The 26730-nt window shown below is 41.7% G+C and carries 17 protein-coding genes and 1 tRNA gene; 10 read left to right on the forward strand and 8 right to left on the reverse strand.

The window, feature by feature from the left end; translation table 11 throughout:
• The first annotated feature begins 87 nt into the window (after positions 1-87).
• The 8 genes from L4C39_RS12665 to L4C39_RS12700 all read left to right on the forward strand — a co-directional run bounded on the left by L4C39_RS12665 (position 88) and on the right by L4C39_RS12700 (position 13317).
• The gene (locus tag L4C39_RS12665; protein ID WP_017051138.1) at positions 88-738 is read left to right on the forward strand and encodes a TetR/AcrR family transcriptional regulator; all 651 of its coding nucleotides are present in this window, start codon (positions 88-90) and stop codon (positions 736-738) included.
• On the forward strand, positions 738-2078 hold the full coding sequence (locus L4C39_RS12670; protein ID WP_136994192.1) for an efflux RND transporter periplasmic adaptor subunit: 1341 nt from the start codon (positions 738-740) through the stop codon (positions 2076-2078). Before L4C39_RS12665 ends, L4C39_RS12670 begins: the two co-directional genes overlap by 1 nt.
• Complete coding sequence (locus tag L4C39_RS12675; RefSeq protein WP_429746223.1) at positions 2075-5188, forward strand: efflux RND transporter permease subunit; 3114 nt, start codon at positions 2075-2077, stop codon at positions 5186-5188. The genes L4C39_RS12670 and L4C39_RS12675 overlap by 4 nt, the downstream gene beginning before the upstream one ends.
• Positions 5189-5681: 493 nt before the next feature.
• Positions 5682-6641 (forward strand): transcriptional regulator LeuO, encoded by a 960-nt coding sequence (leuO, locus tag L4C39_RS12680; protein ID WP_017051135.1) that lies wholly within the window; start codon positions 5682-5684, stop codon positions 6639-6641.
• 198 nt (positions 6642-6839) lie between these two features.
• Entirely contained in the window at positions 6840-8648 is a 1809-nt protein-coding gene (locus L4C39_RS12685) for an AMP-dependent synthetase/ligase (protein ID WP_113799549.1), read from the forward strand.
• A gap of 458 nt (positions 8649-9106) precedes the next feature.
• A complete protein-coding gene (locus tag L4C39_RS12690; protein ID WP_017051133.1) occupies positions 9107-10828 on the forward strand; it encodes an acetolactate synthase 3 large subunit in 1722 nt (573 codons plus the stop codon).
• Between the two features lies 1 nt (position 10829).
• On the forward strand, positions 10830-11324 hold the full coding sequence (gene ilvN / locus L4C39_RS12695) for an acetolactate synthase small subunit (RefSeq protein ID WP_017051132.1): 495 nt from the start codon (positions 10830-10832) through the stop codon (positions 11322-11324).
• A gap of 133 nt (positions 11325-11457) precedes the next feature.
• Positions 11458-13317, forward strand: coding sequence for a sensor domain-containing diguanylate cyclase (locus L4C39_RS12700; RefSeq protein ID WP_429746227.1), 1860 nt, complete (start codon positions 11458-11460; stop codon positions 13315-13317).
• A 505-nt stretch (positions 13318-13822) separates the two neighbouring features.
• On the opposite strand, the gene L4C39_RS12705 is transcribed toward L4C39_RS12700, so the two are convergent.
• Together L4C39_RS12705 and pykF are read right to left on the reverse strand one after the other, a co-directional pair.
• Positions 13823-14485: a GntR family transcriptional regulator gene (locus L4C39_RS12705; RefSeq protein WP_017051130.1), complete on the reverse strand. Its 663-nt coding sequence runs from the start codon at positions 14483-14485 to the stop codon at positions 13823-13825.
• Positions 14486-14658: 173 nt separating this feature from the next.
• Positions 14659-16068 (reverse strand): pyruvate kinase PykF, encoded by a 1410-nt coding sequence (gene pykF / locus L4C39_RS12710; RefSeq protein ID WP_017051129.1) that lies wholly within the window; start codon positions 16066-16068, stop codon positions 14659-14661.
• Between the two features lie 430 nt (positions 16069-16498).
• On the opposite strand from pykF, the gene L4C39_RS12715 reads away from it, so the two are divergent.
• Entirely contained in the window at positions 16499-17260 is a 762-nt protein-coding gene (locus L4C39_RS12715; protein WP_017051128.1) for a DeoR/GlpR family DNA-binding transcription regulator, read from the forward strand.
• Between the two features lie 109 nt (positions 17261-17369).
• The gene (gene glmS / locus L4C39_RS12720) at positions 17370-19202 is read left to right on the forward strand and encodes a glutamine--fructose-6-phosphate transaminase (isomerizing) (RefSeq protein ID WP_017051127.1); all 1833 of its coding nucleotides are present in this window, start codon (positions 17370-17372) and stop codon (positions 19200-19202) included.
• Between the two features lie 250 nt (positions 19203-19452).
• On the opposite strand, the gene nagB is transcribed toward glmS, so the two are convergent.
• From nagB to dnaG, 6 genes are all read right to left on the reverse strand, one after another.
• Entirely contained in the window at positions 19453-20253 is an 801-nt protein-coding gene (gene nagB, locus L4C39_RS12725) for a glucosamine-6-phosphate deaminase (RefSeq protein WP_429746230.1), read from the reverse strand.
• 454 nt (positions 20254-20707) lie between these two features.
• The gene (locus L4C39_RS12730; RefSeq protein WP_017051125.1) at positions 20708-20983 is read right to left on the reverse strand and encodes a hypothetical protein; all 276 of its coding nucleotides are present in this window, start codon (positions 20981-20983) and stop codon (positions 20708-20710) included.
• 242 nt (positions 20984-21225) lie between these two features.
• Positions 21226-22263 (reverse strand): TRAP transporter substrate-binding protein, encoded by a 1038-nt coding sequence (locus L4C39_RS12735; protein WP_240697130.1) that lies wholly within the window; start codon positions 22261-22263, stop codon positions 21226-21228.
• Between the two features lie 411 nt (positions 22264-22674).
• Positions 22675-22750 (reverse strand) — tRNA-Ile (locus tag L4C39_RS12740).
• A gap of 173 nt (positions 22751-22923) precedes the next feature.
• On the reverse strand, positions 22924-24777 hold the full coding sequence (gene rpoD / locus L4C39_RS12745; RefSeq protein ID WP_113799515.1) for an RNA polymerase sigma factor RpoD: 1854 nt from the start codon (positions 24775-24777) through the stop codon (positions 22924-22926).
• Positions 24778-24876: 99 nt separating this feature from the next.
• A complete protein-coding gene (gene dnaG, locus L4C39_RS12750; RefSeq protein ID WP_429746232.1) occupies positions 24877-26622 on the reverse strand; it encodes a DNA primase in 1746 nt (581 codons plus the stop codon).
• Positions 26623-26730 lie beyond the last annotated feature (108 nt).

The following is a 26730-nucleotide window of genomic DNA, read 5'->3' on the forward strand; positions in this document are numbered from 1 at the left end:
TGATTAGTGTTGAATTAATCTCCTGCTTATTTGATTCATTTCTACCTATAATTAATCGCATGATTAATTGAGTAGAGAAGGGCGGTCGTGACAACGAGAAAAGCAGGGAGACCTCAGCAAGATGTGGATGTTAGAGCGCTGTTGATTCAGCATGCTCGTGATCTGTTTGTGGTTCAACCTTATGACAAGGTATCAACTCGCCTCATTGCAGAACGCGCGGGCGTCAACATCGCAATGATCCGGTATTATTTTGGTAATAAGGCGGGGTTGTTCGAAACCATGTTGCGAGAAACATTACGCCCGATGCAGTTACAGATGAATAAGTTAGTTCAAGATAGCAACCAAGAGAACTTTCTAGACTTGATGCGAACTTATTATAAAGAGATGGTTAAGGTACCGAAGTTTCCCCGTTTGATTGCCCAAGTGATGAATATGCCGCCCTCTGAAATGCAAAGGGAGTTACTAGAAAAAGTATTCCTTGATGTGACGAAACCGGCTCAAGATGTCATTTTTGACAAGCTTGTTGAACGTGGTGTACTGAAACCCGGAATGGATCCCAAGCTATGTCGGGTCTCTTATATAAGCTTAATGGTTTTTCCCTTTATCGCTCCTCCCCCTCTACTTGCTTTTCATGGCATCGAAATCAATGAAGAATTTCTAAATCGATTACTCGAACATAACATCAAATTGATGACTCATGGTTTTATCCAAAAAGATAATATTCAAGGACCAGAATAATGAAAGTGAACCGCAAATTTCTTTTCTTCCCTGCGTTAGCGGTAGGTGTTGTCGTTTTAGTACTGGCGATTAATTTACGCCCTGATTTACCGACAAACCCTGCCACCGATAGAGCCCGACTCGTGGATACGATGCCGTTAGAACTTAAATCCATGGCTCCTGTCGCTATTGGTTATGGCAAAGTGACGCCTAAATTTGAGTGGAAAGCGATCGCAGAAGTCACAGGGAAGGTGGTGTATCGTCACCCCAATTTAGAGAAAGGCCAGGTACTTCCGAAAGATACTGAAATTATCAGAATTGATCCCCTAGATTACGAATTAAAGTTGACCCAAGCTCAAGCGGATCTGAAGTCAAGCCAGACTCAATTAGCGAAACTGTCGTTAGAAGAGCGAAACTTGCAACAAACGCTTGGAATCGAACAAAACCGTTTGTCATTGAGTAAACAAGAGTTAGGACGTATCGAAAATTTGCGTAAGAAGGGTCTCTCTTCTCAGTCTGATGTGGATCAACAGACGCAAAGCTATTTATCCCAGCAAAAACTCGTCCAAGATATGAAGAATCAACTACAGCTTTTTCCTGACGAGCAGAAAGTTGCGCAAGCTGTTGTTAGAGTGAATCAATCGAAGGTCCAAGAAGCCCAGCGTTCATTAGATAAAACATCGATCCGCTTACCTCGTTCTTTACGAATCGCCAGTGTGGATATCGAGATAAACCAAGTGGTGAACTTACAGCAAACGATGGTGGTAGGGCATGGAATGGATGTAATGGAAGTGGAAGCACAACTTTCGATTCATGATATGCATACCCTTGCTTCAAGTGTTGGTTCGTTTACTCGCGATGATGCAGGTATTCCTAAACCGGATATGGCGTTCATTAACGCAGAAATTGAATTGAACAGTGGTAATTTAAAAGCCATTTGGCCTGCGAAAGTTGCACGTATCAGTGAAACGGTTGATGTGAATCAAGCGACTGCTGGTGTCATTTTAGAAGCGACGCAAAATTACGCCGATCTGACGCCGGAAAGTTTACCGCCTTTAGTCAATGGGATGTTTGTGCAAGCGACCATTGAAGGTCAGCAGCAACCAAGCTGGGTGATTCCTGAAAGAGCATTGCATGGCAATCGCATCTACCTTATGAGCCCTGAATCTCGATTGGAAATCCGAACGATTGAAGTGTTGTATCGCAGAGATAACCAAGTCGTTATCAATGGGGATATCGAACAAGGAGAGCGCTTGGTTCTGAATGATCTTCTTCCTGCGATTGATGGAATGATGCTACGCGAAGCGACGGTGAACTCAGTCAATAGTACAGGAGCGAATCAAGTAGGAGACGAGTCATGATCCGTTTTTTCTCTCGCCATCCAACGGCCGCAAACTTATTGATGCTGGGTTTGCTCGTACTTGGTATCACATCTTTATCGACGATCAAACGTGAAACCTTTCCAGAGTTTGATCCTCCATACATCATGGCGAGTGTTATCTATCCCGGAGCCTCCCCTCAAGAAGTTGAGGAGAGCTTATGTGTACGTATGGAAGATTCGGTGGATGGCTTAGCTAATATTGAAGAGACTCAGTGTGAAGCGGTTGAAGGTTCGGCTCGGTTGATCTTAAAGTTGAACGAGAAAGCAGACATCGGGCGAATGCTGGTGGATGTTCAAACTCAGATCAACTCAATCAATGATTTTCCCACTGAGATCGAATCACCAATGGTTCAAGAGCTTGACTGGAATGAGCCCGTTGTTGATGTTGCGATCACAGCCGATACCAGTTGGCCAGAGTTAAAGGCTTATGCTGAAGATCTTAAACGTACCATGAAGCTTGATTATGGCGTCTCTTTGGTGTCGGTTAGTGGCTTTTCAGATCACCAGTATCGTGTAGAGCTCGATACTCAAGCTATTCGTCAATTAGGGTTAAGCGTCGGTGATATTGCGGAACAGATCGGGCGTCAGAACGTTAAATTACCGAGTGGTAGCATTGAAACTCGAGATAAAAACTTTTTAATCCGTTTTGATGAACGTCGAGTGACGCCAGAAGAGTTGGAATCGATCGTCGTAGCATCGGGCGCAAATGGATCCTTGATCCGTTTACGAGATATCGCCACGATCACCGATCGTTTTGAGTTGGATGAACAGAAAGTATTGTTTGATGGTAAGCCATCTGCGTTACTGAAGATCAGTAAAAACAAAGAAGATGACGCGCTGAGAATCAAAGATCAAGTCACGCGATTTGTGGAAGACCAACGTAAAATTGCACCGGATGGCGTAACGCTACAATTGACCAATGATCTCTCATCTGTATTGTGGGATCGTCTGACCATGATGGTCAAGAACGGGTGGCAAGGGATCATTCTTGTGTTTGCTACCATGTGGCTATTTTTTAGTTTCCGCTACTCTTTTTGGGTAGCGGCAGGTTTACCCGTCGCATTTTTGGGCGGTCTATTCTTGATGGCTAATATCGGTTTATCGATCAACATCATGTCACTGGTTGGTTTGCTAATGGCAATAGGGATCATGATGGATGATGCGATTGTGATTGCTGAATCGATCGCGTCCCACTTAGACAGAGGGCAGAATATTGACGATGCGGTCTATAATGGCGTTCGAAAAGTATTCCCTGGCGTGCTCTCCTCATTTTTAACCACAGTATGTATTTTTGGTAGCTTGCTCTTTTTAGAGGGTGAAATGGGGGCCGTGTTAAAAGCGGTGCCGCAAGTACTGATTTTAGTCTTATCATTAAGCCTAATCGAAGCGTTTCTAATTCTACCCAACCACCTTGCTCATTCATTGCATAAAGAGAAGAAAGAGAAGGCTCCGCTAAAATTCAAACGTGTTTTGCTAGATAGATTTGAGCAATTTCGTAATACCACGTTGGTTAATGCCGTTGGAAAAGTGGTTCAGTTTCGTTATGCCTTCTTGGGTGGTGTAGTTGCGCTGATGCTGATATCCATCTCTTTAATCGTAGGTGGTGGGGTGAAATTTGTTCCGTTCCCTGATCTTGATGGTGATACTGCTGAGGTTCGCATCATCCTGCCTCCCGGCACATCACTGATGCACACTGAAAAAGTCGTTGAGCAGGTGGTCTCATCAGCGAAGCGACTTAATGAAACGTGGTCTAAAGAGGTTGAGAATGGGATCCCACTCGTAGAGCATATTACCAGTAAGTTTAATGTTAATGCGGATGCCAATGAATCTGGACCACATCTGGCGACAGTGCGTTTAGATCTCCTTGGGGCTGAGAGCCGTAACACTCGAATCGATGATTTTGTTGATGCATGGCGCAAAGATGTCGGAGATCTTGCGGAACCGATCTCCATGGTCTTCAAGCAACCAACTATGGGGCCTGGTGGCCGAGCTATTGAGATCCGAGTAAAGCATGATGATTTGGATGAACTAAAACAGGCATCCATTGATATTCAAACCTATTTGAACACATTCGATGGTGTGACGGGTGTGCTTGATGACATGCGAATGGGTAAAGAGGAGATTCTCGTTAAGCTCAGACCCGGTGCGGAAACGTATGGCGTGAATGGGCAGATGATCGCGGCACAGCTAAGGGCTGCATTTTTTGGTCAAAGTGCCGATGAAATACAGCTTGGTGTTGAGAATATTTCGATTGAAGTGCGTTTAAATAAAACGGAAGCGGGTGATCTTCAACGCTTGTCTAACTTCCCCATTATTACACCAGATGGAAGTCAAATCCCACTGGCCACACTGGCAACATTAGATTTCCAGCGTAACTATGTACGAATTCAACGTATTGATGGTTTAAGAACGATCAGCGTATATGGTGACATAGATAATAAGAAGGCCAGTTCGACTGAAATTGTTCGCCAGTTTCAAAGTGATGAAATGCCGAAATTGTTAGATAAGTACTCAGGACTTCGATTTGATTTTGAAGGCGAAGCAAAAGACTCCGCGAAAACGGGAGCCTCAATGGGGAAAGGTTTCTTACTTGGATTGTTTGGTGTATTTATTATCTTAAGTTTCCAGTTCCGTAGTTACTTAGAACCTTTTGTCGTGATGCTTGCGATCCCATTGGCTTTCATTGGTGTTGTGTGGGGGCATTGGCTATTAGGACACTCTTTAAGTATGCCGAGCATCATGGGGTTTGTATCGTTAGCGGGGATAGTGGTCAATGACTCTATTCTATTAGTGCAGTACATTCGTCACCATGTGGATGAAGGTGATAATGTCCATGATTCAGTCGTAAAAGCGAGTCGAGAAAGATTCCGCGCAGTGTTTTTAACTTCGATGACAACCGCCGCTGGGTTATTACCACTGCTAATGGAAACGAGCCTTCAAGCGCAGGTGATTCAACCTCTAGTCATCTCCATCGTCTTCGGGATTTTTGCTTCTACATTATTGGTGTTGTTCATGATACCAGCCGCTTATGCGGTGTTGGCTGACTTTGGCTTAATTCATAAACATGAGCCAATTGATATGGAAGCCTAATCTTCGTTCGTTTGATTCTGTGATACAAAAAATAGGCCCTGAATGCTTGATGCGTTCAGGGCTTTTTAGTCTCAATGTTTCTCAACTACCCGGAGTTTGATTTGTGCACAACAGCTAAATATCAATGTTATCTATTTTAAGGCTGACCCATTTACGCTGTTTTTAGGTTTGGGTCGTTACTCATTCATAGCGGGAATGAAATGTAACAAATGTAACAAAACCCATAACTCACCATGATGTTTAATGTAAAAGTGATAAAAAGGTGGTTTTTATAGTTTTTTATAAAACTGTAATAGTCTGTTTTAAAAGATAAATTATATAAATAGGGTAAAATTAGCTGATTCTTTCTCAATCTTGTTGGTGTCGCTAGATTGATTGGTTAATAGTTGTGTTGTTCCTAGATATATCTGAGTCGTCAATATGACAATTTCTGGTTATCTATTACGACTAACTTTAAGCAAATACTATTGACTACCAGTAAGAGGCGTCCCCTATGTTAGATAAGAAAAATGCAATGAGTGCCATTGCAAGCTACCGAATGGAAAGTACTTTACGTGGAGTTGATTTGAACCTTCTGACAGTGTTTGATGCTGTTATGCAGGAGCAAAATATTACCCGTGCAGCGCACAATTTAGGGATGTCTCAACCAGCAGTCAGCAATGCAGTGGCTCGGTTAAAAGTTATGTTCAATGATGAACTCTTCATGCGTCAAGGCCGTGGTATTCAACCCACTCAACGAGCTCGTCAACTATTCGGACCGATGCGCCAAGCGTTGCAATTAATTCGTAATGAACTGCCAAGTTCTGTATTTAATCCTGAGTCTTCAACTCGACTGTTCAAGCTGGCGATTTGTAGCCCTTGCGACATGCGTTTTGCACCGAAAATCATGACCAATATCCATGAACAAGCACCCGATGTTCAACTTCATATGGATGCGGAATTTGACCGTAAGCTTTCTGAGCGTATGCGTTACCAAGAGATCGACTTTGTGATTGATTACGCTCGTTTTGATGAGCAAGGCTTCTCTAGCACTGAAATATTCCAAGATGAGTTAGTTGTTGTTACTTCAAGTTCTCACCCACGTATTCAAGGTGATGTGACGGCAAATCAGCTGCTGAATGAGAAACATGCCAAGCTCTCTAAAATTCACGGTCAGCGTAGTTTCTCTGAGCAAGCGTATCGAGACTTAGATTGTCCTGCTTACTATGAAGGGACGAGCTTAAGTAATGTATTGTACGTGGTGGGTCAGTCAGAATTAGTGACTATCGCACCACGCTGGATGGTTGAAAATGCGGCAAATAAGGATCAACTGAATATCATCCAATTCCCATTTGATAATGCATCTATTTGCGGCTACTTGAGCTGGCATGAGTCGAGCGAAAAAGACAAAGGCCATATCTGGCTACGAGATCAGCTGATGATGATCTGCGGTGAAGTTGTCGCAGTGAAATAACGGTCCGATAGCTCTGTTGCTTTAACCCTAAATCGTGAATCACTGTTTAGGGTTTTTTTATGGTTTTAAGACGAGGTATTATTTTAGGGTATAGCAAACTATTAGTGATAACTTTGACACTCGTCAGTTGCCTTTTTTTACATCGAAGGTACACTTGTGCGCTCAAACGCTTACAGGTGTAAGCCAAAGGTAAGAGACATGGCCAACTTAGATTTTCACATCGTAAAAAAAATCCGTGAGCAAGTAGCAAAAGGCGGAGACCGTGCAGCCCTAAAGCATAAAAAAAATAATGCTTGGCAAGATATTAGCTGGAAACAGTTTGGTCAGCAGATAGACACACTTTCTTTAGCTTTACTCTCTCGAGGTTTAAAAGTTCAGGATAAAATTGGTATCTTTTCGAACAACATGCCTGAATGGAGTTTCGCCGATTTTGGTTCGCTTCAGGTTCGTGTTGTCACGGTTCCTATTTATCCGACCAACACACCAGCACAATCGTCATACATTATTCAAAATGCAGATGTTAAAGTTCTGTTTGTTGGAGAGCAGGCTCAATTTGATGCTGCTGTTACTCTTTATGAAGAGTGTGAGCAATTAGAGTTAATTGTTGCAATGTCGGCAACGGTCGATCTTCAAGGTCATGAGTTTGCGATGTCATGGGCTGATTTCATGGCAACGGCGGATGAGGCTCATCAACCAGAGCTGGATAAACGTATTGCTGATGCCAATATGGATGACTTGCTGACGTTAATCTACACTTCTGGTACCACAGGACAGCCTAAAGGTGTGATGCTTGATTACATGAATATCGGCTCTCAGCTTAAAGCACATGATGAGCGATTAAGCTTAACGCCTGATGATGTCTCTCTTGCATTCTTACCACTATCACATGTATTTGAACGTGCATGGAGCTTCTACGTATTGTACAACGGTGCGACTAACTGTTACCTGCAAGATACGATGCAAGTTCGTGATGCGCTAACTGAATTACGCCCAACCGTGATGTCAGCTGTACCGCGTTTTTATGAAAAAATATTCTCAGCTATTCATGAAAAAGTGTCTAAAGCCCCGTTTATCCGTAAAGTGCTCTTTACTTGGGCGGTGAACATGGGTGCGAAAATGTCGGTGTGTCATCAAGAAGGTCGTACTCCGTCATTTATGTTACAGAGAAGCCATCGCTTGGCGGATAAATTAGTTCTGTCTAAGTTACGAGCACTGCTTGGTGGTCGAATCAATTTCATGCCATGTGGTGGTGCGAAGTTAGATGAAACGATAGGCCGTTTTTTCCATGCTATCGGTATTAACGTCAAGCTTGGCTACGGCATGACTGAAACGACCGCAACGGTATCTTGCTGGGATGATAAATGCTTCAACCCAGATTCTATTGGTATGTCGATGCCTGGCGCACAAGTTAAAATTGGTGCGAATAATGAAATTCTTGTTCGTGGTCCTATGGTGATGCGCGGCTACTACAAGATGCCAGAAGAGACCGAAAAAACGTTTGATGAACACGGTTTTTTGAAAACAGGAGATGCTGGTCATTTTGATGAGAATGGCAATTTATTCATTACCGACCGAATCAAAGAGCTGATGAAAACATCAGGTGGTAAATACATCGCACCGCAAGTGATTGAAGGTGCGATCGGTAAAGATCACTACGTTGAACAGATTGCGATTATTGCCGATACGCGAAAATTTGTGTCTGCATTGATTGTTCCTTGTTTCGATACGCTAGAAGAGTACGCGAAAGAGCTTAATATTAAGTATCACGATCGCTTAGAACTGATTAAGCATAATGAAGTGGTTGAGATGTTTGAAAAGCGAGTGAATGGCTTACAGACTGAGCTAGCGAAATTCGAGCAAGTGAAGAAATTTAAGTTGCTACCGAAAGCTTTTTCGATGGATAAAGGTGAGTTGACACCAACTCAGAAATTGCGTCGTAAAGTCATTAACGATAGGTATCAGGACGAAATTGAAGAAATGTACACAGAAAAGAAGAAAGATAAGTAATTTTCTGTGAGATAAATTTTCAGTTGCTTAAAAATCCCCCATTTTAATATTGGATTATTAGTGGGGGATTTTTGTTGCAGCTTACAAATTGAAATCTGTTTTATCACACACTTTTATTTCGTATTTTGATGACGATTTAGTGCTTTCTATTAAAATATTATCCTCTTTTATTTACCCACTATGAAAGTTAAACCTGATCTGAGCTTGCTAGTTGGCATCTTCATCTTTTATTTTTACTAACGATAGAATATTTATAAAAACCTTTCAAAACCCCCATTAGACCCAATGATAATAAAGGGTTACAGTTGTTGCGTACCCTCTCTTTTTGTTATGACAAAAGGAAGGCATAGCCGAAAAGTGGAAGTATTTCGATTTAGGCTAAAAATAAGACCTAGACTATGGAAAACCAGAGCCAACCGTATTACCAATACAGATGGTTTCAGGTAAGGAGAATATAGATGGAAATGTTATCTGGCTCAGAGATGATCGTACAGTCTTTGATTGATGAAGGTGTTGAGCAAATTTTCGGTTATCCGGGTGGTTCAGTGCTTGATATATACGATGCTTTGCACGCAAAAACGGACGATATACAGCATGTTCTTGTTCGTCATGAACAAGCAGCGACACACATGGCGGACGGCTATGCGAGAGCATCGGGTAAACCGGGTGTGGTACTTGTCTGTTCTGGACCTGGAGCGACGAATACAATTACGGGTATTGCGACTGCTTATATGGACTCCATTCCTATGGTTGTGCTATCAGGAAACGTGCCTAATAACCTTATCGGTAATGATGCCTTCCAAGAGTGTGACATGGTGGGGGTTTCGCGCCCTGTCGTGAAACATAGCTTTTTGGTTAAGAAAGCAGAAGACATTCCAGAGACCATAAAGAAAGCCTTCTATATTGCATCAACGGGCAGACCTGGACCTGTGGTGGTCGATTTGCCAAAAGATGTAATGAATCCACAAATAAAATTCCCTTACCATTATCCTGAGTCGATTAAGTTGCGTTCATACAACCCAACAACGACAGGTCATAAAGGACAAATAAAGAAAGCCTTGAAAGCGCTTTTAGAAGCTAAGAAACCCGTACTTTATGTTGGGGGAGGTGCCATAATTTCGGAAGCGGATCGTCAAATTATGCAGCTATCTGAAAGCTTAAATCTTCCAGTGGTAAGCACCTTAATGGGTCTTGGCGCTTTTCCTGGCACCCACAAAAATGCGTTAGGCATGCTAGGTATGCACGGCACCTACGAAGCCAATATGACCATGCATAATGCGGATCTTATTTTCGGTATTGGTGTTCGTTTTGATGATCGTACGACCAATAACCTTGAGAAGTATTGCCCCGATGCAAAAGTAATTCATATCGATATTGATCCGTCATCGATCTCTAAAAACGTACATGTTGATCTTCCCATTGTTGGTTCTGCTGAAGTTGTACTTGATTCAATGTTGACACTGCTTATCGAGCAAGGTGGATCGAATGATGAAACCGCGATAGAAAGCTGGTGGAAAGATATTAATCAATGGCAGTCACGTAACTGCTTGAGTTATGACAAGTCGAGTGAGCGGATTAAGCCTCAACAAGTCATCGAAACTTTACACAAACTAACGGGTGGTGATGCCTTTGTGGCGTCAGATGTTGGCCAACACCAAATGTTTGCCGCTCTCTATTATCCGTTTAACAAACCACGTCGCTGGATCAATTCTGGTGGCCTCGGCACTATGGGGTTCGGTTTTCCTGCCGCTTTAGGCGTTAAATTTACTCATCCAACGGAAGAGGTGGTATGTGTGACGGGGGATGGCAGTATTCAAATGAATATTCAAGAGCTGTCTACGGCAATGCAATACGATATACCCGTGAAAATAATCAATTTGAATAACCGTTTTCTCGGTATGGTGAAACAGTGGCAAGATATTATTTATCAAGGTCGCCACTCTAACTCTTACATGGATTCTGTCCCAGATTTTGCGGCCATTGCAGAAGCGTACGGCCACGTTGGTATTCGAATTAACACACCTGATGAGCTTGAAGCAGGATTGAAAAAAGCATTGGATATGAAGGACCGTTTGGTTTTTGTAGATATTAATGTAGATGAAAATGAACACGTTTACCCTATGCAAATAAAAGGCGAGGGCATGGATAATATGTGGCTAAGCAAGACGGAGAGAACCTAATATGAGACATATTCTTTCACTATTATTAGAGAACCAACCGGGTTCATTATCTCGTGTTGTAGGGCTATTTTCGCAGCGTGGTTATAACATTGAATCACTGACGGTTTCACCAACTGATGACGAGACACTCTCTCGCCTCAACATTACCACTGAATCTGATTCATTAGAGCTTGAGCAAATTCAGAAGCAACTGCATAAACTGATAGATGTACTTAAAGTTCAAGAAATATCTGAATTTGAGCACATTGAACGTGAGTTGATGATGGTGAAGGTAAAGGCAGGTGGTTTTGCGCGCGCGGAAGTTAAGCGTACCGCTGACATTTTCCGAGGACAGATTGTTGATGTCACAGCGTCCCAATATACCGTGCAGCTAGCTGGTACAAGTGAAAAGCTTGATGCATTCATTCAAGCCATTTCTGAGGTTACCGACGTAATCGAAGTCGCTCGAAGTGGCGTAGTAGGAATTGCTCGTGGAGAGCGTGCCTTAAAAGCCTAACCATTGATCGCGGTAATTAATTGACCACTTATTGATTTGAGCCACTTATTTGAAGTGGCTTTATTATTTTTAAAGTATGATGAGTGGTATAATGTTTTTTCATTAATTAGTGCCGTGAAGTGTAGGAATGGTAGTGAGATATAAAAAAGAAGCGGCTGTTATTCTAGCCGTGAGTTTGTTCTTGGGATCATTACTTTCGCTTTACTATCACCAACGGGCTGATTCAATTTATACAGACACGGCAAGGCAGATCGCCAATCAAACACTTGACCAGTTAGAGTTTACTGCACGCGAATCTGAACATCTGCGTTACCAAATGAAATCAGTGGTGAGTTTACTTAGCCACAGTACTGTTTTACTGGACTATACATCCTCTCCTGAGCCTGATAAGAAGAAATTTCTCGAAGATAATTGGAAATCCATAGCGTCGAAACAGAAGTGGTTCACACAGATCCGCTATTTGGATCTTAATGGTATGGAACAAGTCCGAGTTAACTATGATGTCAAAAATGATCTTGCGAGTACTGCCGCAGAGCTGCAAGATAAATCTCAAAGAGATTATTTTAAGTTATCTCAAAATATAGAAAGTGATGAAATCTTAACAACTAAGATAGGTCTTGAAGTTGAACACGGGAAACTTGTCCAGCCTTATATCCCTACATTACGTTTAAGCACACCGGTGAGCAGTAGCTCCGGTAGAATTGGCTTTTTGATTACTAACTTAGATCTCTGGTATATCGCGGACCGATTGAGCTACTCGACAGATAAAAATCTTAACTTAGAAATTTTAGATGAGAGTGGTTTCTTTCTTTCCAGCGATGACAAAGACAAATTATTCGGTTCGGTTTTATCTCAGCGCAGTCAGTTTAATCTCCCTTATCAACATCCTAAAATATGGCAATTGATGCAAAAGAAAAAAAGTGGTTATACCTACGAAGATAACAACTTATTTGTCTTTAACCGGGTTGAATTAAGAGGTGAAGAGACTCTATATTTATTGGTAAAAATTGAACCTCATCGAATACAACATTATGCATTGCCACAAATTAAATCGTTAGAAAAACAGGTCTCTTTTGTTTTAGGGCTCGTGCTGCTTTTTTCGATACCATCTCTATTTTTTAGTCTGTACTCACGACGAAGAAGTATGGAAAGTAAACTCGCTCAAGCAGCACTAAGTGGCATGTCTGCTGTCATGATCACCGATCTCTCGTATCGAGTTTTAATGGTGAATCAGGAGTTCGAAAATATAACCGGTTATAGCTCGGGGTCAATTGAAGGGAGAGGGATCCTTCGACTTCTTTTTCGTAATAAAGCTTCAGATGAAGCCTTCTCTATATGGTCAAGCTTGGCTAAAGACCGCCGATGGGAAGGGGAGATAGAATGTCTCACACAGATGGGCTCTCCTTTTATCGGATTGATTCGAATTCATGGTGTATTGGATCATTCAGATAAAGTCAGTTATTACATAGTATCGATTGTGGATATTACTGAGCGAAAAGAGTTAGAAGATAAATTCCGAAACTTAAGTGAAAGAGATGCATTAACTCAGTTATGGAATCGTCGTAAATTTGATGAAACGATAGATCATCATACGGCTCTTTTGCCGCCTGGTTCTGAAAGTAGTCAAACTTGTTTAGCCTTGATTGATATTGACCATTTTAAGCTGATTAATGATAACTCAGGACATGATGAAGGCGATCGAGTGATAAAAGTGGTGGCCTCTTTATTGGCAGAGAATGTCAGAGACTCGGACTTTGTCGCGAGAGTTGGCGGAGAGGAGTTCGCTATCATTATGCCTTGTATAGGCCTTGATAATGCGGAGTTGTTGTTAAACCGGTTACGACGATTGATTGAGGGCTCTATGGAGGCTCCTGTGACGATAAGTATCGGATATAGCAACTTTACTTTAGATAGCAGTGAAACTTATAAGAAGTCAGATATTGCACTTTATGAATCAAAAGCATTGGGTCGTAACAGAGTGACATCGGCTTAATGTCGGCTTTCTAAGCAATATTTGCTAAGTAAGACTTCCTAAGCAATACTTTGCCATTTAGCGGTGATTGGTGGTTAGACTAAAGTCTAATGCTTAACCAATTTTAGGCTAAACTTGGTAGAAGGTAAGTGGATATATTTTTGAATTGACCATGCTTCATTCAAAAATTCTTATCTTTTTGAGAAAGGATTCGTGCAGTAAAGCAAAAAATAATAAGGAAATCATACAGTCTAGTTACAGAGGCATCGTATGTTAAGCCATTTTCTAGTGAGGCTCACGATAGGTATTTTGGTGGTATTGGGTATTCAATTAAGTGCTCTCTACTTTTTACCTATGGTTTTGTTACTCAACACACACCATAAAGAATTTTTTGGATGGTGAACATTGAAGACATTAAGCAATGTTAGTAGCACTATTCATATTATTCTAAATAGCAAAAAATCGGGATTTAACCCGATTTTTTGTTTTCAGCATGGCCGCTCTTTAGCGTGTAACCGCCATCAAATTAAGCGGCGTTAATGATGGTCTCAATTTCTTTCATTGAACCAGCAAGGTGCTTATCAAGTAAATCAAGCGCTTGATCGGTGTTCTTTGCTAAAACAAGCTTCATGATCATTTCGTGTTCATCAATGTTGAACAGTTCGCTTGAGCTATCTGGGTTCGATGTCATGGCTAAGTAGCGATAGCGTTTAACTTGATTGATTAAGTCGCTGAAGAATTCAAACATATTCTTTGAGTCAGCCCCTTCTAATAGAGCGACATGAAATTGGTGATGTCTCTCTTCCCATTCCGTATAGTCAAAATGGTCTTGATTATTCTTCACACGTGAAAGCTTATGGTAAGACGTTAATACATCAAGCTCCCAGTTTTCATCTCCGGAGTTAATCGCTTTCTTCAGTAAAACAGAAGAGACGACACGTAGGCTTTCATACAAGTCATGAAGTTCGACGACGGATACAGGTGCAACCCAACAGCCTTTTTGTGGTGCTAACTTCACGTATTTGCTCCACGACAATTGAACCAGCGCTTCACGAATTGGAGATGCTCCAACATTATATTTGTCTTTTAATTCAGCAACGACCAATTTTTGGCTAGGAAGTAGCTCGCCGTTAAGAATATCTTGGCGAATCATTTGGCAAACTTTATCTGTCAGAGTTGGGCTAGACACGTTGGAACCTCATTTAATAGTCGTGTGGAGTCGAGACACGATGATAATTAATTTAACGGTACGAAGTACCAATGAGATCGATAATACAGCGTACTGATTAATTGGGCAAGTAAGATTCATAAAAAAAGAGAGCCGAAGCTCTCTTTTATATTTTTTTGATAAATACGTTGTTCTTATAGAACTTGTACAGATACTGTGTTTGTGCAAGAAGATACTAATGCACCAGATACCATTACAACGATATCGCCTTTATTACCTAAACCAGACTCAAGAGCAAGTTTCTTACCGTTGATGTAGAAGTCATCAGTGCTGTCTAGAGAATCAACAACAACAGGAGTTACACCTTTAGTAAGAACAAGCTGAGCTGCTGTTTTAGTGTTGTTTGTTAGTGCGATGATGTTTGCTGTTGGGAAGTACTTACGTACTGAACGAGCAGATTTACCACCTTCAGTTGAAACAACGATTAGCGGAGCTGCTAGTTTCTCAGCTGTATCTACAGCACTTTTACATACTGCTTCAGTGATACGTAGACGCGGGCTGTCTAGACGAGAGCTTAGCTCTGCTTTTAGAGCGCCATCTGTACGGTTACAGATTTGAGCCATGATAGTTACAGCTTCAACAGGGTATTTACCTTTAGCTGTTTCGCCAGAAAGCATTACTGCATCAGTACCATCCATAACCGCGTTCGCAACGTCGCCAGCTTCAGCACGAGTTGGACGTGGGTTGCTGATCATAGAATCAAGCATTTGAGTTGCAGTGATAACCATCTTACGAGCACGGTTACACTTCTCGATCATCATTTTTTGAGCGAAGATTACTTCTTCAGCTGGGATTTCAACACCTAGATCGCCACGAGCAACCATGATGCCGTCAGAAGCTTCAAGAATAGAATCGAAGTTATCAACACCTTCTTGGTTCTCAATTTTAGAGATGATGTGGATGTTTTCGCCGCCGTTAGCGTTTAGAAGCTCACGGATTTCTTTAACGTCTTCTTCTTTACGGATGAAAGAAGCAGCAACGAAATCTACGCCTTGCTCACAACCAAACTTAAGGTCAGCTTTGTCTTTCTCAGAAAGAGCAGGAAGTTGAACAGAAACGCCAGGAAGGTTAACACCTTTGTTTTCGCCTAGAGCACCGTTGTTAAGAACTTTACACTTAACTTCAGTTTCTGTTGTTGCGATAACTTCCATTTCGATTAGGCCGTCATCAACAAGAATAGTGTTACCTGCTGTTAGGTCTTTAGCGAAACCTAGGTAAGTTACTGCTACTACGTCTTTGTTACCAACAACTGTTGCGTCAGTTGTGAAAGTGAACTCTTGACCAGCTACTAGATCTACGTCGTTACCATCTTCAAGTTTGATAGTACGGATTTCTGGACCTTTAGTATCTAAAAGGATAGCAAGTTGCTGACCTTTTGCTTCCATAACAGAACGGAAGTTCGCGATGCGAGTACCATGTTCAGCGAAGTCACCGTGAGAGAAGTTTAGACGCATAACGTTCATGCCTGCATCTACAAGTTCAGTTAGTTTCTCTACAGATTCTGTTTTAGGGCCAATCGTACATACGATTTTGGTCTTTTTCATGGAAGGTGCTCTCCGGTAAATATAATTTAAATTGAAATTTTTGTATTGGTATCTGAAGGCTACTCGTTCAATCACTTTTCATATCAGCAATCGTCTCATCTTGAGCAGTATTTAAAGCCATCAGATCTGAAAGTCTTTCATCAACTTTAGTCATTTTATGACCAGTTGGTCTGTCTATTTTGGCTGTTTTTTGTGACTTACTCGACTATATCGGGAGAAAGTGGCAAAAAAATGACAGCTAATTTTGTAATTTATTTTCTTTTCGGAGGCGGATTCTACCATTGAATTGATCTTATTTCACTGCTTAAGAATTGTCTTAGGACAAGGTTTTTGCGCTATTTATTAATTTTTTAGGTCGAAATAAATAGACCTTATTGTTTCGACTTGATTATAATAAGTTCTGAAACGAAACTTTGTTTAAGAGTATTAAATGTCGAAACGAAACACTCAGTTAAGAAGGCACACAATAGCCAATCTTGTAACAGAGAAAGGTGAAGTGAGTGTTGATGAGTTATCTATCAAATTTGGAACATCGGAAGTCACCATTAGAAAGGATCTTGCTTCTTTAGAGAAGAATGGTCAGCTCCTGCGTCGTTATGGTGGCGCTATTGCTTTACCAAAAGAGGTAGTGAATGATGAGTTGAGTCAAAATGTTTCGGATCGAAAGATAGCACTTGCGAGTGCCGCAGCTGAACTGATCAGAGACCATAACCGGATCGTGATAGACAGTGGTAGTACGACTGGGGCATTAATTCAGCAGCTTAATCATAAGCGCGGCCTCGTGGTTATGACTAATTCATTGAATGTTGCGAGTGCTCTCAATGAATTAGAAAGTGAACCTACACTTTTAATGACAGGCGGAACTTGGGACATGCATTCGGAATCTTTCCAAGGGCAAGTCGCTGAGTCTGTATTAAGAGCTTACGATTTTGACCAACTATTTATTGGTGCTGATGGAATCGATTTAGAGCGTGGCACGACGACATTTAATGAGTTAGTTGGGTTAAGTAAAGTCATGGCAGAAGTGTCACGTGAAGTGATTGTCATGGTGGAATCTGAAAAAGTAGGGCGAAAAATCCCGAATCTAGAGCTGTCATGGGAAAGCATTGATGTATTAATTACCGATGCTGAGCTCTCTGAAGCCGATTTACAAACAATAGAATCAAATAATGTTCGAGTTATTCGAGCATAAATAAAATGCAATTAATTTCTTATCACTATACTGAATAGATTCAGTACCAGTGGGTTTGCTTGCCGCCGATAAGAAATAATCAAAAAATTAATAATATTGGAGACGTTTTATGTGTGGGATTGTTGGTGCAGTAGCACAGCGTGATGTAGCAGAAATTTTAGTTGAAGGTCTACGTAGGCTTGAGTACCGTGGATATGACTCTGCGGGTGTTGCTGTTGTCGATCAAGATTCAAAACTAACTCGAGTTCGTCGCTTAGGTAAAGTGAAAGAACTTGCTGCGGCAGTGGAAGAGCAAGAAGTGCTTGGCGGCACTGGTATTGCACACACTCGCTGGGCAACGCACGGTGAACCTTCAGAAGTGAATGCACATCCACATGTTTCTGGTGATATTTCATTAGTACATAACGGTATTATTGAAAACCATGAAGAGTTACGTTCTCTGCTTAAAAGTCGCGGCTATGAATTCCAATCTCAAACAGATACTGAAGTTATTGCTCATTTAGTAGAGTGGGAACTGCGTACTTCTGAGACTCTTGTTGAGGCACTACAAAAGACAGCTAAGCAGCTAGATGGCGCATATGGCACCGTAGCCTTTGATCGTAAAGATCCTAGTCGTGTTGTGGTTGCTCGCTCTGGTAGCCCTATTGTTATCGGTTTTGGTGTTGGTGAAAACTTCCTTGCATCTGACCAACTTGCTCTTTTAAGTGTGACACGCCGCTTTATGTACCTAGAAGAAGGTGATGTTGCTGAAGTTACTCGTCGTGACGTAACCGTTTATGATCAGCAAGGTGAACAGGTTGAGCGCGAGATTGTTGAGTCTAATATCGAACAAGATGCTGGAGATAAAGGAAAGTTCCGCCACTTCATGCAGAAAGAAATTTTTGAGCAACCAAAAGCTCTTATTAATACGATGGAAGGACGAATCACTGATAAAGCCGTGATCACAGAAAGCATAGGTGTGAATGCGGTTGAGATCTTAAACAAAGTTGAACACGTACAGATCATTGCTTGCGGTACTTCTTACAATGCAGGTATGACGGCGCGTTACTGGTTTGAATCTCTTGCGGGTGTGAGCTGTGATGTTGAGATCGCATCAGAATTCCGTTATCGCAAATTTGTCACTCGTCCAAATAGCTTATTGATTACGCTTTCTCAGTCAGGCGAAACCGCAGACACGCTAGCCGCGCTTCGATTAGCGAAAGAAAAAGGCTACATGGGAGCGATGACGGTTTGTAACGTTGCTGGTTCATCATTAGTTCGTGAATCTGATTTTGCCTTCATGACTCGTGCTGGTGCAGAAATTGGCGTTGCATCGACCAAAGCATTCACGACTCAATTATCAGCTCTACTTATGCTTGTGACAGCCTTAGGTAAGCAAAAGAACCTGATCTGTACTGAAAAAGAAGAAGAGATTGTAAAAGCGCTGCATGAATTACCTGCTCAAATTGAAACGGCACTTTCATTCGATAAAGAAATTGAAGCGTTAGCACCAGACTTTGCCGATAAACACCACACGTTATTCTTAGGACGTGGAGAGTTTTACCCAATCGCGGTTGAAGCATCACTTAAGTTGAAAGAAATTTCTTACATTCACGCTGAAGCTTACGCTGCGGGTGAATTGAAACATGGTCCACTGGCTCTGATTGATGCGGACATGCCTGTTGTTGTTGTTGCTCCAAGTAATGAATTACTAGAGAAATTAAAATCGAATGTAGAAGAAGTGCGTGCTCGTGGCGGCCTACTGTATGTATTCGCTGATGAAGAGGCTGGTTTTGAAGCTGATGAAGGAATGAAAATCATCACAATGCCGCACGTTAGTGAGATCACCGCACCAATCTATTACACAGTGCCAATGCAACTGCTGTCGTATCACGTTGCACTGATTAAAGGTACGGATGTCGATCAACCTCGTAATTTAGCTAAAGCAGTGACGGTAGAGTAATAAACGTCATCACTTAGCATTAAAATCCTCATAGTAAATGGCGATGTGTCTTTTGGTTACATTGCCATTTTTACTCCTTTCTTTTCTCCAAAATCCATTACTACTCACAGCCAATATTCGAAAACTCGATGGCTAATAACTCGAACTACTGAAAGGCTTCTATTGGTTTTCGTTGGTATCCAGTGACGCGGAAAATAAAAAACCACTTTAATATAAAGTGGTTTAAGTCAGTTATTAAGTGAGCTGTAACTTATAGATCTTGAATGTTCTCAGCTTCTAGATCTTGGAAATATTTAAGCGTTTTCACTTTTAGTTCTTGCTGTGCTGGTTCATCAGCAACGATAACGGCTTTTGGGTGCATTTGAAGCGCAGTAACCGTCCACATGTGGTTCACAGAGCCTTCGATAGCCATTTGAAGCGCTTGAGCCTTGTTATGACCTTGCGAGAGGATCATGACTTCTTCAGCGTCGAGTAGTGTTGCCACACCAATGGTTAATGCAAATTTTGGTACCTGATTCATATCATTATCGAAGAAGCGTGAGTTCGCGATACGAGTATCTGGCGTTAGAGTTTTGATACGAGTGCGAGAAGATAGAGAAGAACCAGGTTCATTGAATGCGATATGACCGTCGATACCAACACCACCCATGAATAGGTTGATTTTACCGTAAGAACGAATCTTTTCTTCATACTCAGCGCAGTGTGCATCCACATCTTTCGCTAGGCCATCAAGTAGGTTGATGTTCTTTTCTTGGATGTCAACGTGATTGAAAAAGTTGTCATACATGAAAGAGCGGTAAGATTCAGGATGGTTTGGATCGATACCGACATATTCATCCATGTTGAAAGTCACAACATTTTTGAAGCTAACATCGCCAGCTTTACAAAGGGCAATCAGCTCTTTATATGTCGCAAGAGGTGTACCACCCGTTGGTAAACCAAGAACAAATGGACGGTCTGCTGTTGGGTTGAATGCGTTGATTTTGCTTGCAATGTGACGAGCTGCCCATTTACCAACTTGTGCAGCATTATTTAGAGGAATTAGTCTCATTTGTCTTTTCCTATAGAAATAGTATTGGATGCGATTCTTAATTTTCATTATAAAATAAGATTGAAATATTGGCTAGTTTTTTCGCGATTCAAGCAATACTTTAACGATAGTAAGATTTACATTAATGCCATCATTGTGAATTTAGATAAAAATGCACCTCGTTTTTTAGCTTGGTTAAAAAAGAATGAGAGACCCGTTTGATTACGAACTATTGGCTTGTAAGCTCGCTAGGGAATCTCATCTCTTAAGATATAAGTAGGGTTCTTGTTACTGAGGGCGAACTATTGGGAAAATCTTGCAATCGTGAATGTGGTATTAAGTCGGCAGTTCTTGGATAGAGATGTTTTTAGAAGTAAGAGCCCATCAGTATCGGGCTCTTCTGAAAATACTAACTTGGAAAACTAGACATTATCGCTATTTAAGAAAAATGTAAGATATGGCCTATCAGTCGTACTTAGAATTGTTCATTCTTACTTTTGTTTAATTGGTATTCTTGAACAGCCACAATCAATTCTGGGCGATTGATAAACTTCCAAATGAAATACGGTGGAATAAGGAAGGCTATGAAATACAAAGATTCATGGAAGAAGGTACTCGCGATGATATCTTCATGACTGAAATATGCGATGCCTCCCATGATATCGAGTAGGAAACTCAATACAGCAAACGCAGTTGAAACGATTAGAGCCAAGCCCAGCAAGTCCCTTAGAAAATTTTTAGACGCTGTCATATATATTCTCCTCAATATGAACGCCAGTAAAAATACGCCTCTCATCGCTATCTTTATTTGATCTCCATCACTATTTTTTTGTAAGTAATAAGAATAGATTTTATATGCCTGTACTTACATTTTGGATGGAAATTACTGCATTGAATAACATGATTTTTTAACAAATTAGCCCACTAAAATCATAGTGGGCTAATGTGCTGGTTTAAGGGTTTAAGGGTTTAAGGGTTTAAGGGTTTAAGTATCTAATTGTTATTCAAATATGCCTTTGTTGAGATATCTGTCCACCCACGGACTTTTTGTAGATAGTTTGCCTGTGATTCGATGATTTTTCTGGCTAGAGGATCTTGGCTTGCTTGCTCTTCTAATAGTTGCTCTGTCGCTAAACGCATGGTACTCAAAACTTCAGGCGGAAAATCTCTAACTTTAATATCAGGATATTCAGCAAGCATCGAACTCCAGCTATTTGCATTTGCATCTATGGCTTGTACGTACATATCAAATGCCGCAACGCGGAAAGCGGTTTCTAAAATTATCTGTAAATCTGCTGGTAATTTATCCCACGTTTTCTTATTCACTAGGAACTGGGTTTCTGAACCTGGTTCATGCCACGCTGTATAATAGAAAGGAGCAATTTTCTGAAAGCCCATACGAAGATCAAAAGCGGGCCCAACCCACTCTAAGGCATCTATTGTTCCACGTTCAAGAGAGGTAAAGAGTTCTCCTGGTGCAATGTTGGTTGGCTTTGCTCCTACCTTTGCGAATACCTCGCCAGCAAAACCTGGAATGCGCATTTTAAGCCCTTGTAGGTCGTCGATAGATTTAATCTCTTTCTTAAACCAACCTCCCATTTGGATATCAGAGTTACCTCCAGGGAAGGAGAGTAAGTTATGCGGTGCGTACACCTCTTGCATTAGCTCCATGCCCCCACCACGATAAAACCACGCATACTGCTCTGTTGTCATCATTCCGAATGGCATTGATGAGAAGTATAGGGTGTTTGGAACCTTGCCTTTCCAATAGTAAGAGCTTGAGTGGCCTAGATCGTATTGCCCTGACTTCACCATGTCGAAAATACCCAACGGCGCTTTGTGCTTGTTTGCGGAATCAATGCGGATCTGTAAGCGGCCGTTAGACATTTCATTGGCAAGCTTCGCCATATTTTTAGTCGCATCGCCAAGGATAGGGGTATTTGGTCCCCAGGTTTCAGCGAGTTTTAATCTATAGGTTTTCTCTGCGGCATGTAGTGACAAAGAGAGTGTGGCAATCGCTGCCATAGCCATTGTTTTTAAAAGTAATAGGACTTTATTGTTAGTTTTCATTCATTCCTCTTTTCTAGCTTTAATTATTATTGGCAAAGCTAGATTCACGGGGTATGTGTGTTAGGTCAAATGAGTTATAGGTAATCTTGGGAGATAAAACTGATCGTATATTCTAGAGGTAGGAGAGAGGTGATTGGTTATATGTTGGAATATTCATATATGGATGGTTGTTAATTCTTTCTTGCTTAGTGTAGATGGTGGTTTATCGTTATTGTTTAATTGATGCTCTTATCACGTAGTTAGCTGTGATCATGCATTCGAATGTAGGAATCGCTAATGGTTCGATGCTGAATTGTGATTTGTCTTAGAGAGTCGTTAATACCCAGAAAGCAAAAAGCCAGAGCAGCGTAAACTGTTCTGGCTTTTCTAATTTGGTGGCCCCTCCCAGATTTGAACTGGGGACCGAACGATTATGAGTCGTGCGCTCTAACCACTGAGCTAAGGGGCCGAATAGGGGATAGATTATAGGGGATGCTGCCTAATGTGTCTAGATGCTAAATAGGGCATTTGCGCTTAGTTTTTATCCACTTAGACTAGTAGATATAAAAAAAGGTGAGCCAACGCTCACCTTTTTCAAATGTTGCTTATAAATCGTTCTATCTGCCGATACTTTACTAACGATTACTCGTCTAAGAAGCTACGCAGTGTTTCTGAACGACTTGGGTGACGCAGTTTACGAAGTGCTTTTGCCTCGATCTGACGGATACGCTCACGAGTCACGTCAAACTGCTTACCTACTTCTTCCAAAGTATGGTCAGTGTTCATATCGATACCAAAACGCATACGCAGTACTTTAGCTTCACGAGGAGTTAAGCCAGCAAGAACGTCTTTAGTTGCGCCACGTAGGCTTGTCGCCGTTGCAGAGTCTAAAGGTAGCTCTAGAGTTGTATCCTCGATGAAATCACCTAGATGCGAATCTTCGTCGTCACCGATTGGTGTCTCCATTGAGATTGGCTCTTTAGCAATTTTCAGTACTTTGCGGATCTTGTCTTCTGGCATCTGCATGCGTTCAGCAAGCTCTTCCGGTAACGGTTCACGGCCCATCTCTTGTAGCATTTGACGCGAGATGCGGTTTAGTTTGTTGATCGTTTCGATCATGTGAACTGGAATACGGATAGTACGCGCTTGGTCAGCAATAGAACGTGTAATTGCTTGACGGATCCACCACGTTGCATAAGTCGAGAACTTATAACCACGACGGTATTCAAACTTATCAACCGCTTTCATCAGACCGATGTTACCTTCTTGGATTAGATCCAGGAACTGTAGACCACGGTTGGTGTACTTTTTAGCAATTGAGATTACTAGACGTAAGTTTGCCTCAACCATCTCTTTCTTCGCACGACGAGCTTTAGCTTCACCGATAGACATGCGACGGCTGATGTCTTTAATGCTTTGAACCGTTAACGATGTTTCACGCTCAATGATGTTCAATTTTTGAATCGAACGGCGGATTTCGTATTCGTTACGCTTCACTTTTTCTGCGTATGGTTTACCAGAAGCAAGCACTTCATCTAACCATGCTTCACTAGATTCGTTACCAGTGAATAGCGCAACAAAAGATTTCTTCGGCATTTTTCCGTATTCAACGGTTTGACGGATGATCAAACGCTCTTGAGTACGAACACGGTCCATCGACGTACGAAGTTCTTTTACTAGGTAATCAAACTTTTTAGGCGTCAGACGGAATTCGCGGAAAACGTCTTGCATCAATTCTGTGGCTTTAGCTGCTTTTGCGCTGTCAGCACCATGTTCATTGATAGCAAGCTGACGATTCTGGTAGCTATTTCGAAGATCGGTAAATTTCTCTAGAGCAAGCTCTGGATCAATACCTGTATCTTCTTCTTCCTCATCCTCTTCGTCGTCTTCTTTATCTTCGCCTTCTTTATCTGCGTCTGCTAAATCTGTTTCAGCTAATTCAGAACCGATGTGAGTCGCGGTTGGAGCCGCAGTGCCATCGTCATTTGGATCAACGAAACCAGAGATAATATCGGTAAGACGAAGTTCTTCAGCAAGGACTTTATCAAACTGTTCAAGAATGTATGGAATAGTACCAGGGTATTCAGCCACAGAGGATTGAACTTGGTAAATACCATCTTCAATACGCTTTGCAATATCGATCTCGCCTTCACGAGTCAATAGCTCAACAGTTCCCATTTCACGCATATACATGCGGACTGGATCAGTTGTACGGCCAATTTCGCTCTCTACACTAGATAGTGCAGCAGCGGCAGCTTCAGCTGCATCTTCATCTGTGACAGATTCGTCATCATTCAATGCAAGATCATCAGCATCAGGAGCAGTTTCAACTACCTTGATACCCATGTCATTGATCATTTGAATAATGTCTTCTACCTGCTCTGAATCAACGATCTCTTCAGGTAGGTGGTCATTTACTTCGGCGTAGGTCAGATAGCCTTGTTCTTTGCCTTTAATGACAAGTAATTTTAGCTGTGACTGCGGACTTTGATCCATAGACGATATCCAACTTCAAGTTCTGGTGGCGGAATTAGTATGCGAAATGCAAACCACTAATATTAACAAATTTATTCACTGCTGACTAATCAATCTGGGTTACGCTTTTAAATCTAGCATTAGTGCTAGTAGCTCCCGTTTCTCTTCGGCTGATAAACCGATACTTCTTGCTTTAGCCTGCAAGTTTTCAATTTGTTTTTCTACGCATTGGGCAAGAATTTTGTCCAATGAGTCTAAGAATAGATCTTCTTGGTTGTCTTCATCGAGTGGGATCTCCCAACTCGCAAGACGAGACAGAAGTGCCTCATGTTTGTTATTGCGCCAATGTTCTAATAATTGACCCGTGCTGATATGGGGATTCCCTCGACATTTATCAAGGACTTCTATCAATAAACTTAATCCCGGTAGTGTTAATTCTATAACACTGGATAAATCCGGTACCATATCAGCATAGCTTGGATTTTGAATAAGCAAAGCAATAACTTCGCGCATTGGAGTTCGCTTGATCTCTTTATGCGGTTGAGCTGTAGGCCGATTCTGCGGTTTTTTATGGGACTTGTTTTCCATAAAAACGCCGGTGCGTTCGCCTAGAATTTTAAACAACTGAGCTTGAAGAAAATTATCAGGAACTTTTTCTATCAATGGGGTTGCTAGTGCCGCTAATGCCGCTTTTCCTTCATTACTCCCAACTTTTACCTGGCTGGTTAAGTTAGTAAATAGATATTCAGAAAGCGGCGTCGCATTTTGTACTTCTTTTTCAAATGCTTCTTTACCAAATTGACGAATATAGCTATCTGGGTCTTCACCATCTGGTAAAAACAGGAACTTTAAAACATTGCCACTTTTAAGATAGCTTAGCGCATTCTCTAGTGCTCGCCATGCGGCTTCTCGGCCTGCTCGGTCACCATCGTAGCAACATACCACGGTGCTCGTTTGTCTAAACAGCATTTGAAGATGATCACCTGTAGTCGATGTGCCAAGCGATGCGACGGAATAATCAACCCCGTATTGCGCTAAGGCGACCACATCCATGTAACCTTCCACAACAAGAACTTGTGGCGGTTCTCGGTAGGCTTGAAGCACTTCATAAAGGCCATAGAGCTCTTTGCCTTTATGGAATATCGGTGTTTCTGGTGAGTTAAGGTATTTCGGTGTTCCATCTCCAATGACTCGGCCACCAAATCCAATTACGCGCCCACGGCGATCTCGGATCGGGAACATCACGCGGCCTCGGAAGCGGTCGTAGCGATTGCCGTTGTCATTTTCGATTAACATGCCACCAGTCACGAGCATCTCTTGTGCGTCTTTCTGTTGGCCGAAGTTTTTCCTTACTGCATCCCATTCATCAGCGACAAAACCGATACCAAACTTTTGTACAATCTCACCGGATAGACCGCGATCTTTAAGATACTCAATCGCATGTTTGTTTGCTGATTGTTTTAATTGAGAGCGATAAAATTGGCTAATGCTGCCCATTAAATCGTATAAATTGCGCTTTTGCTCTGTGTTGGCTCTTGGCCCCGATGAAACACTGCCATTACGCTCTTCCCTTGGAACATCAAGGCTCAAGTAAGAGGCTAGCTCTTCAATCGCTTCAACAAACTCTAAGCGTTCGAACTCCATAATGAAATCAATGGCGTTGCCATGAACACCGCAACCAAAGCAGTGATAGAACTGTTTTTCTTGGCTAACACTGAAAGAGGGGGTCTTTTCATTATGGAAAGGGCAACATGCCCCGTAGTTCTTGCCTTTTTTCTTAAGTTTTACGCGTGCATCGACGATATCGACAATATCGAGGCGAGCGAGGAGGTCATCAATGAAACTACGCGGGATGTGTCCTGACATAAAACCTAAAATAAATAAGTGATGAAAGAAGAATTAAATCATTATTTGTAAACGAAAGATGAGAGCTTGCTCGGTTTAAAAATAAAGACTTCAGATACAAACAAGCCG

Source organism: Vibrio clamense (assembly GCF_050337905.1).
Taxonomy (GTDB): Bacteria; Pseudomonadota; Gammaproteobacteria; order Enterobacterales; family Vibrionaceae; genus Vibrio; species Vibrio cortegadensis.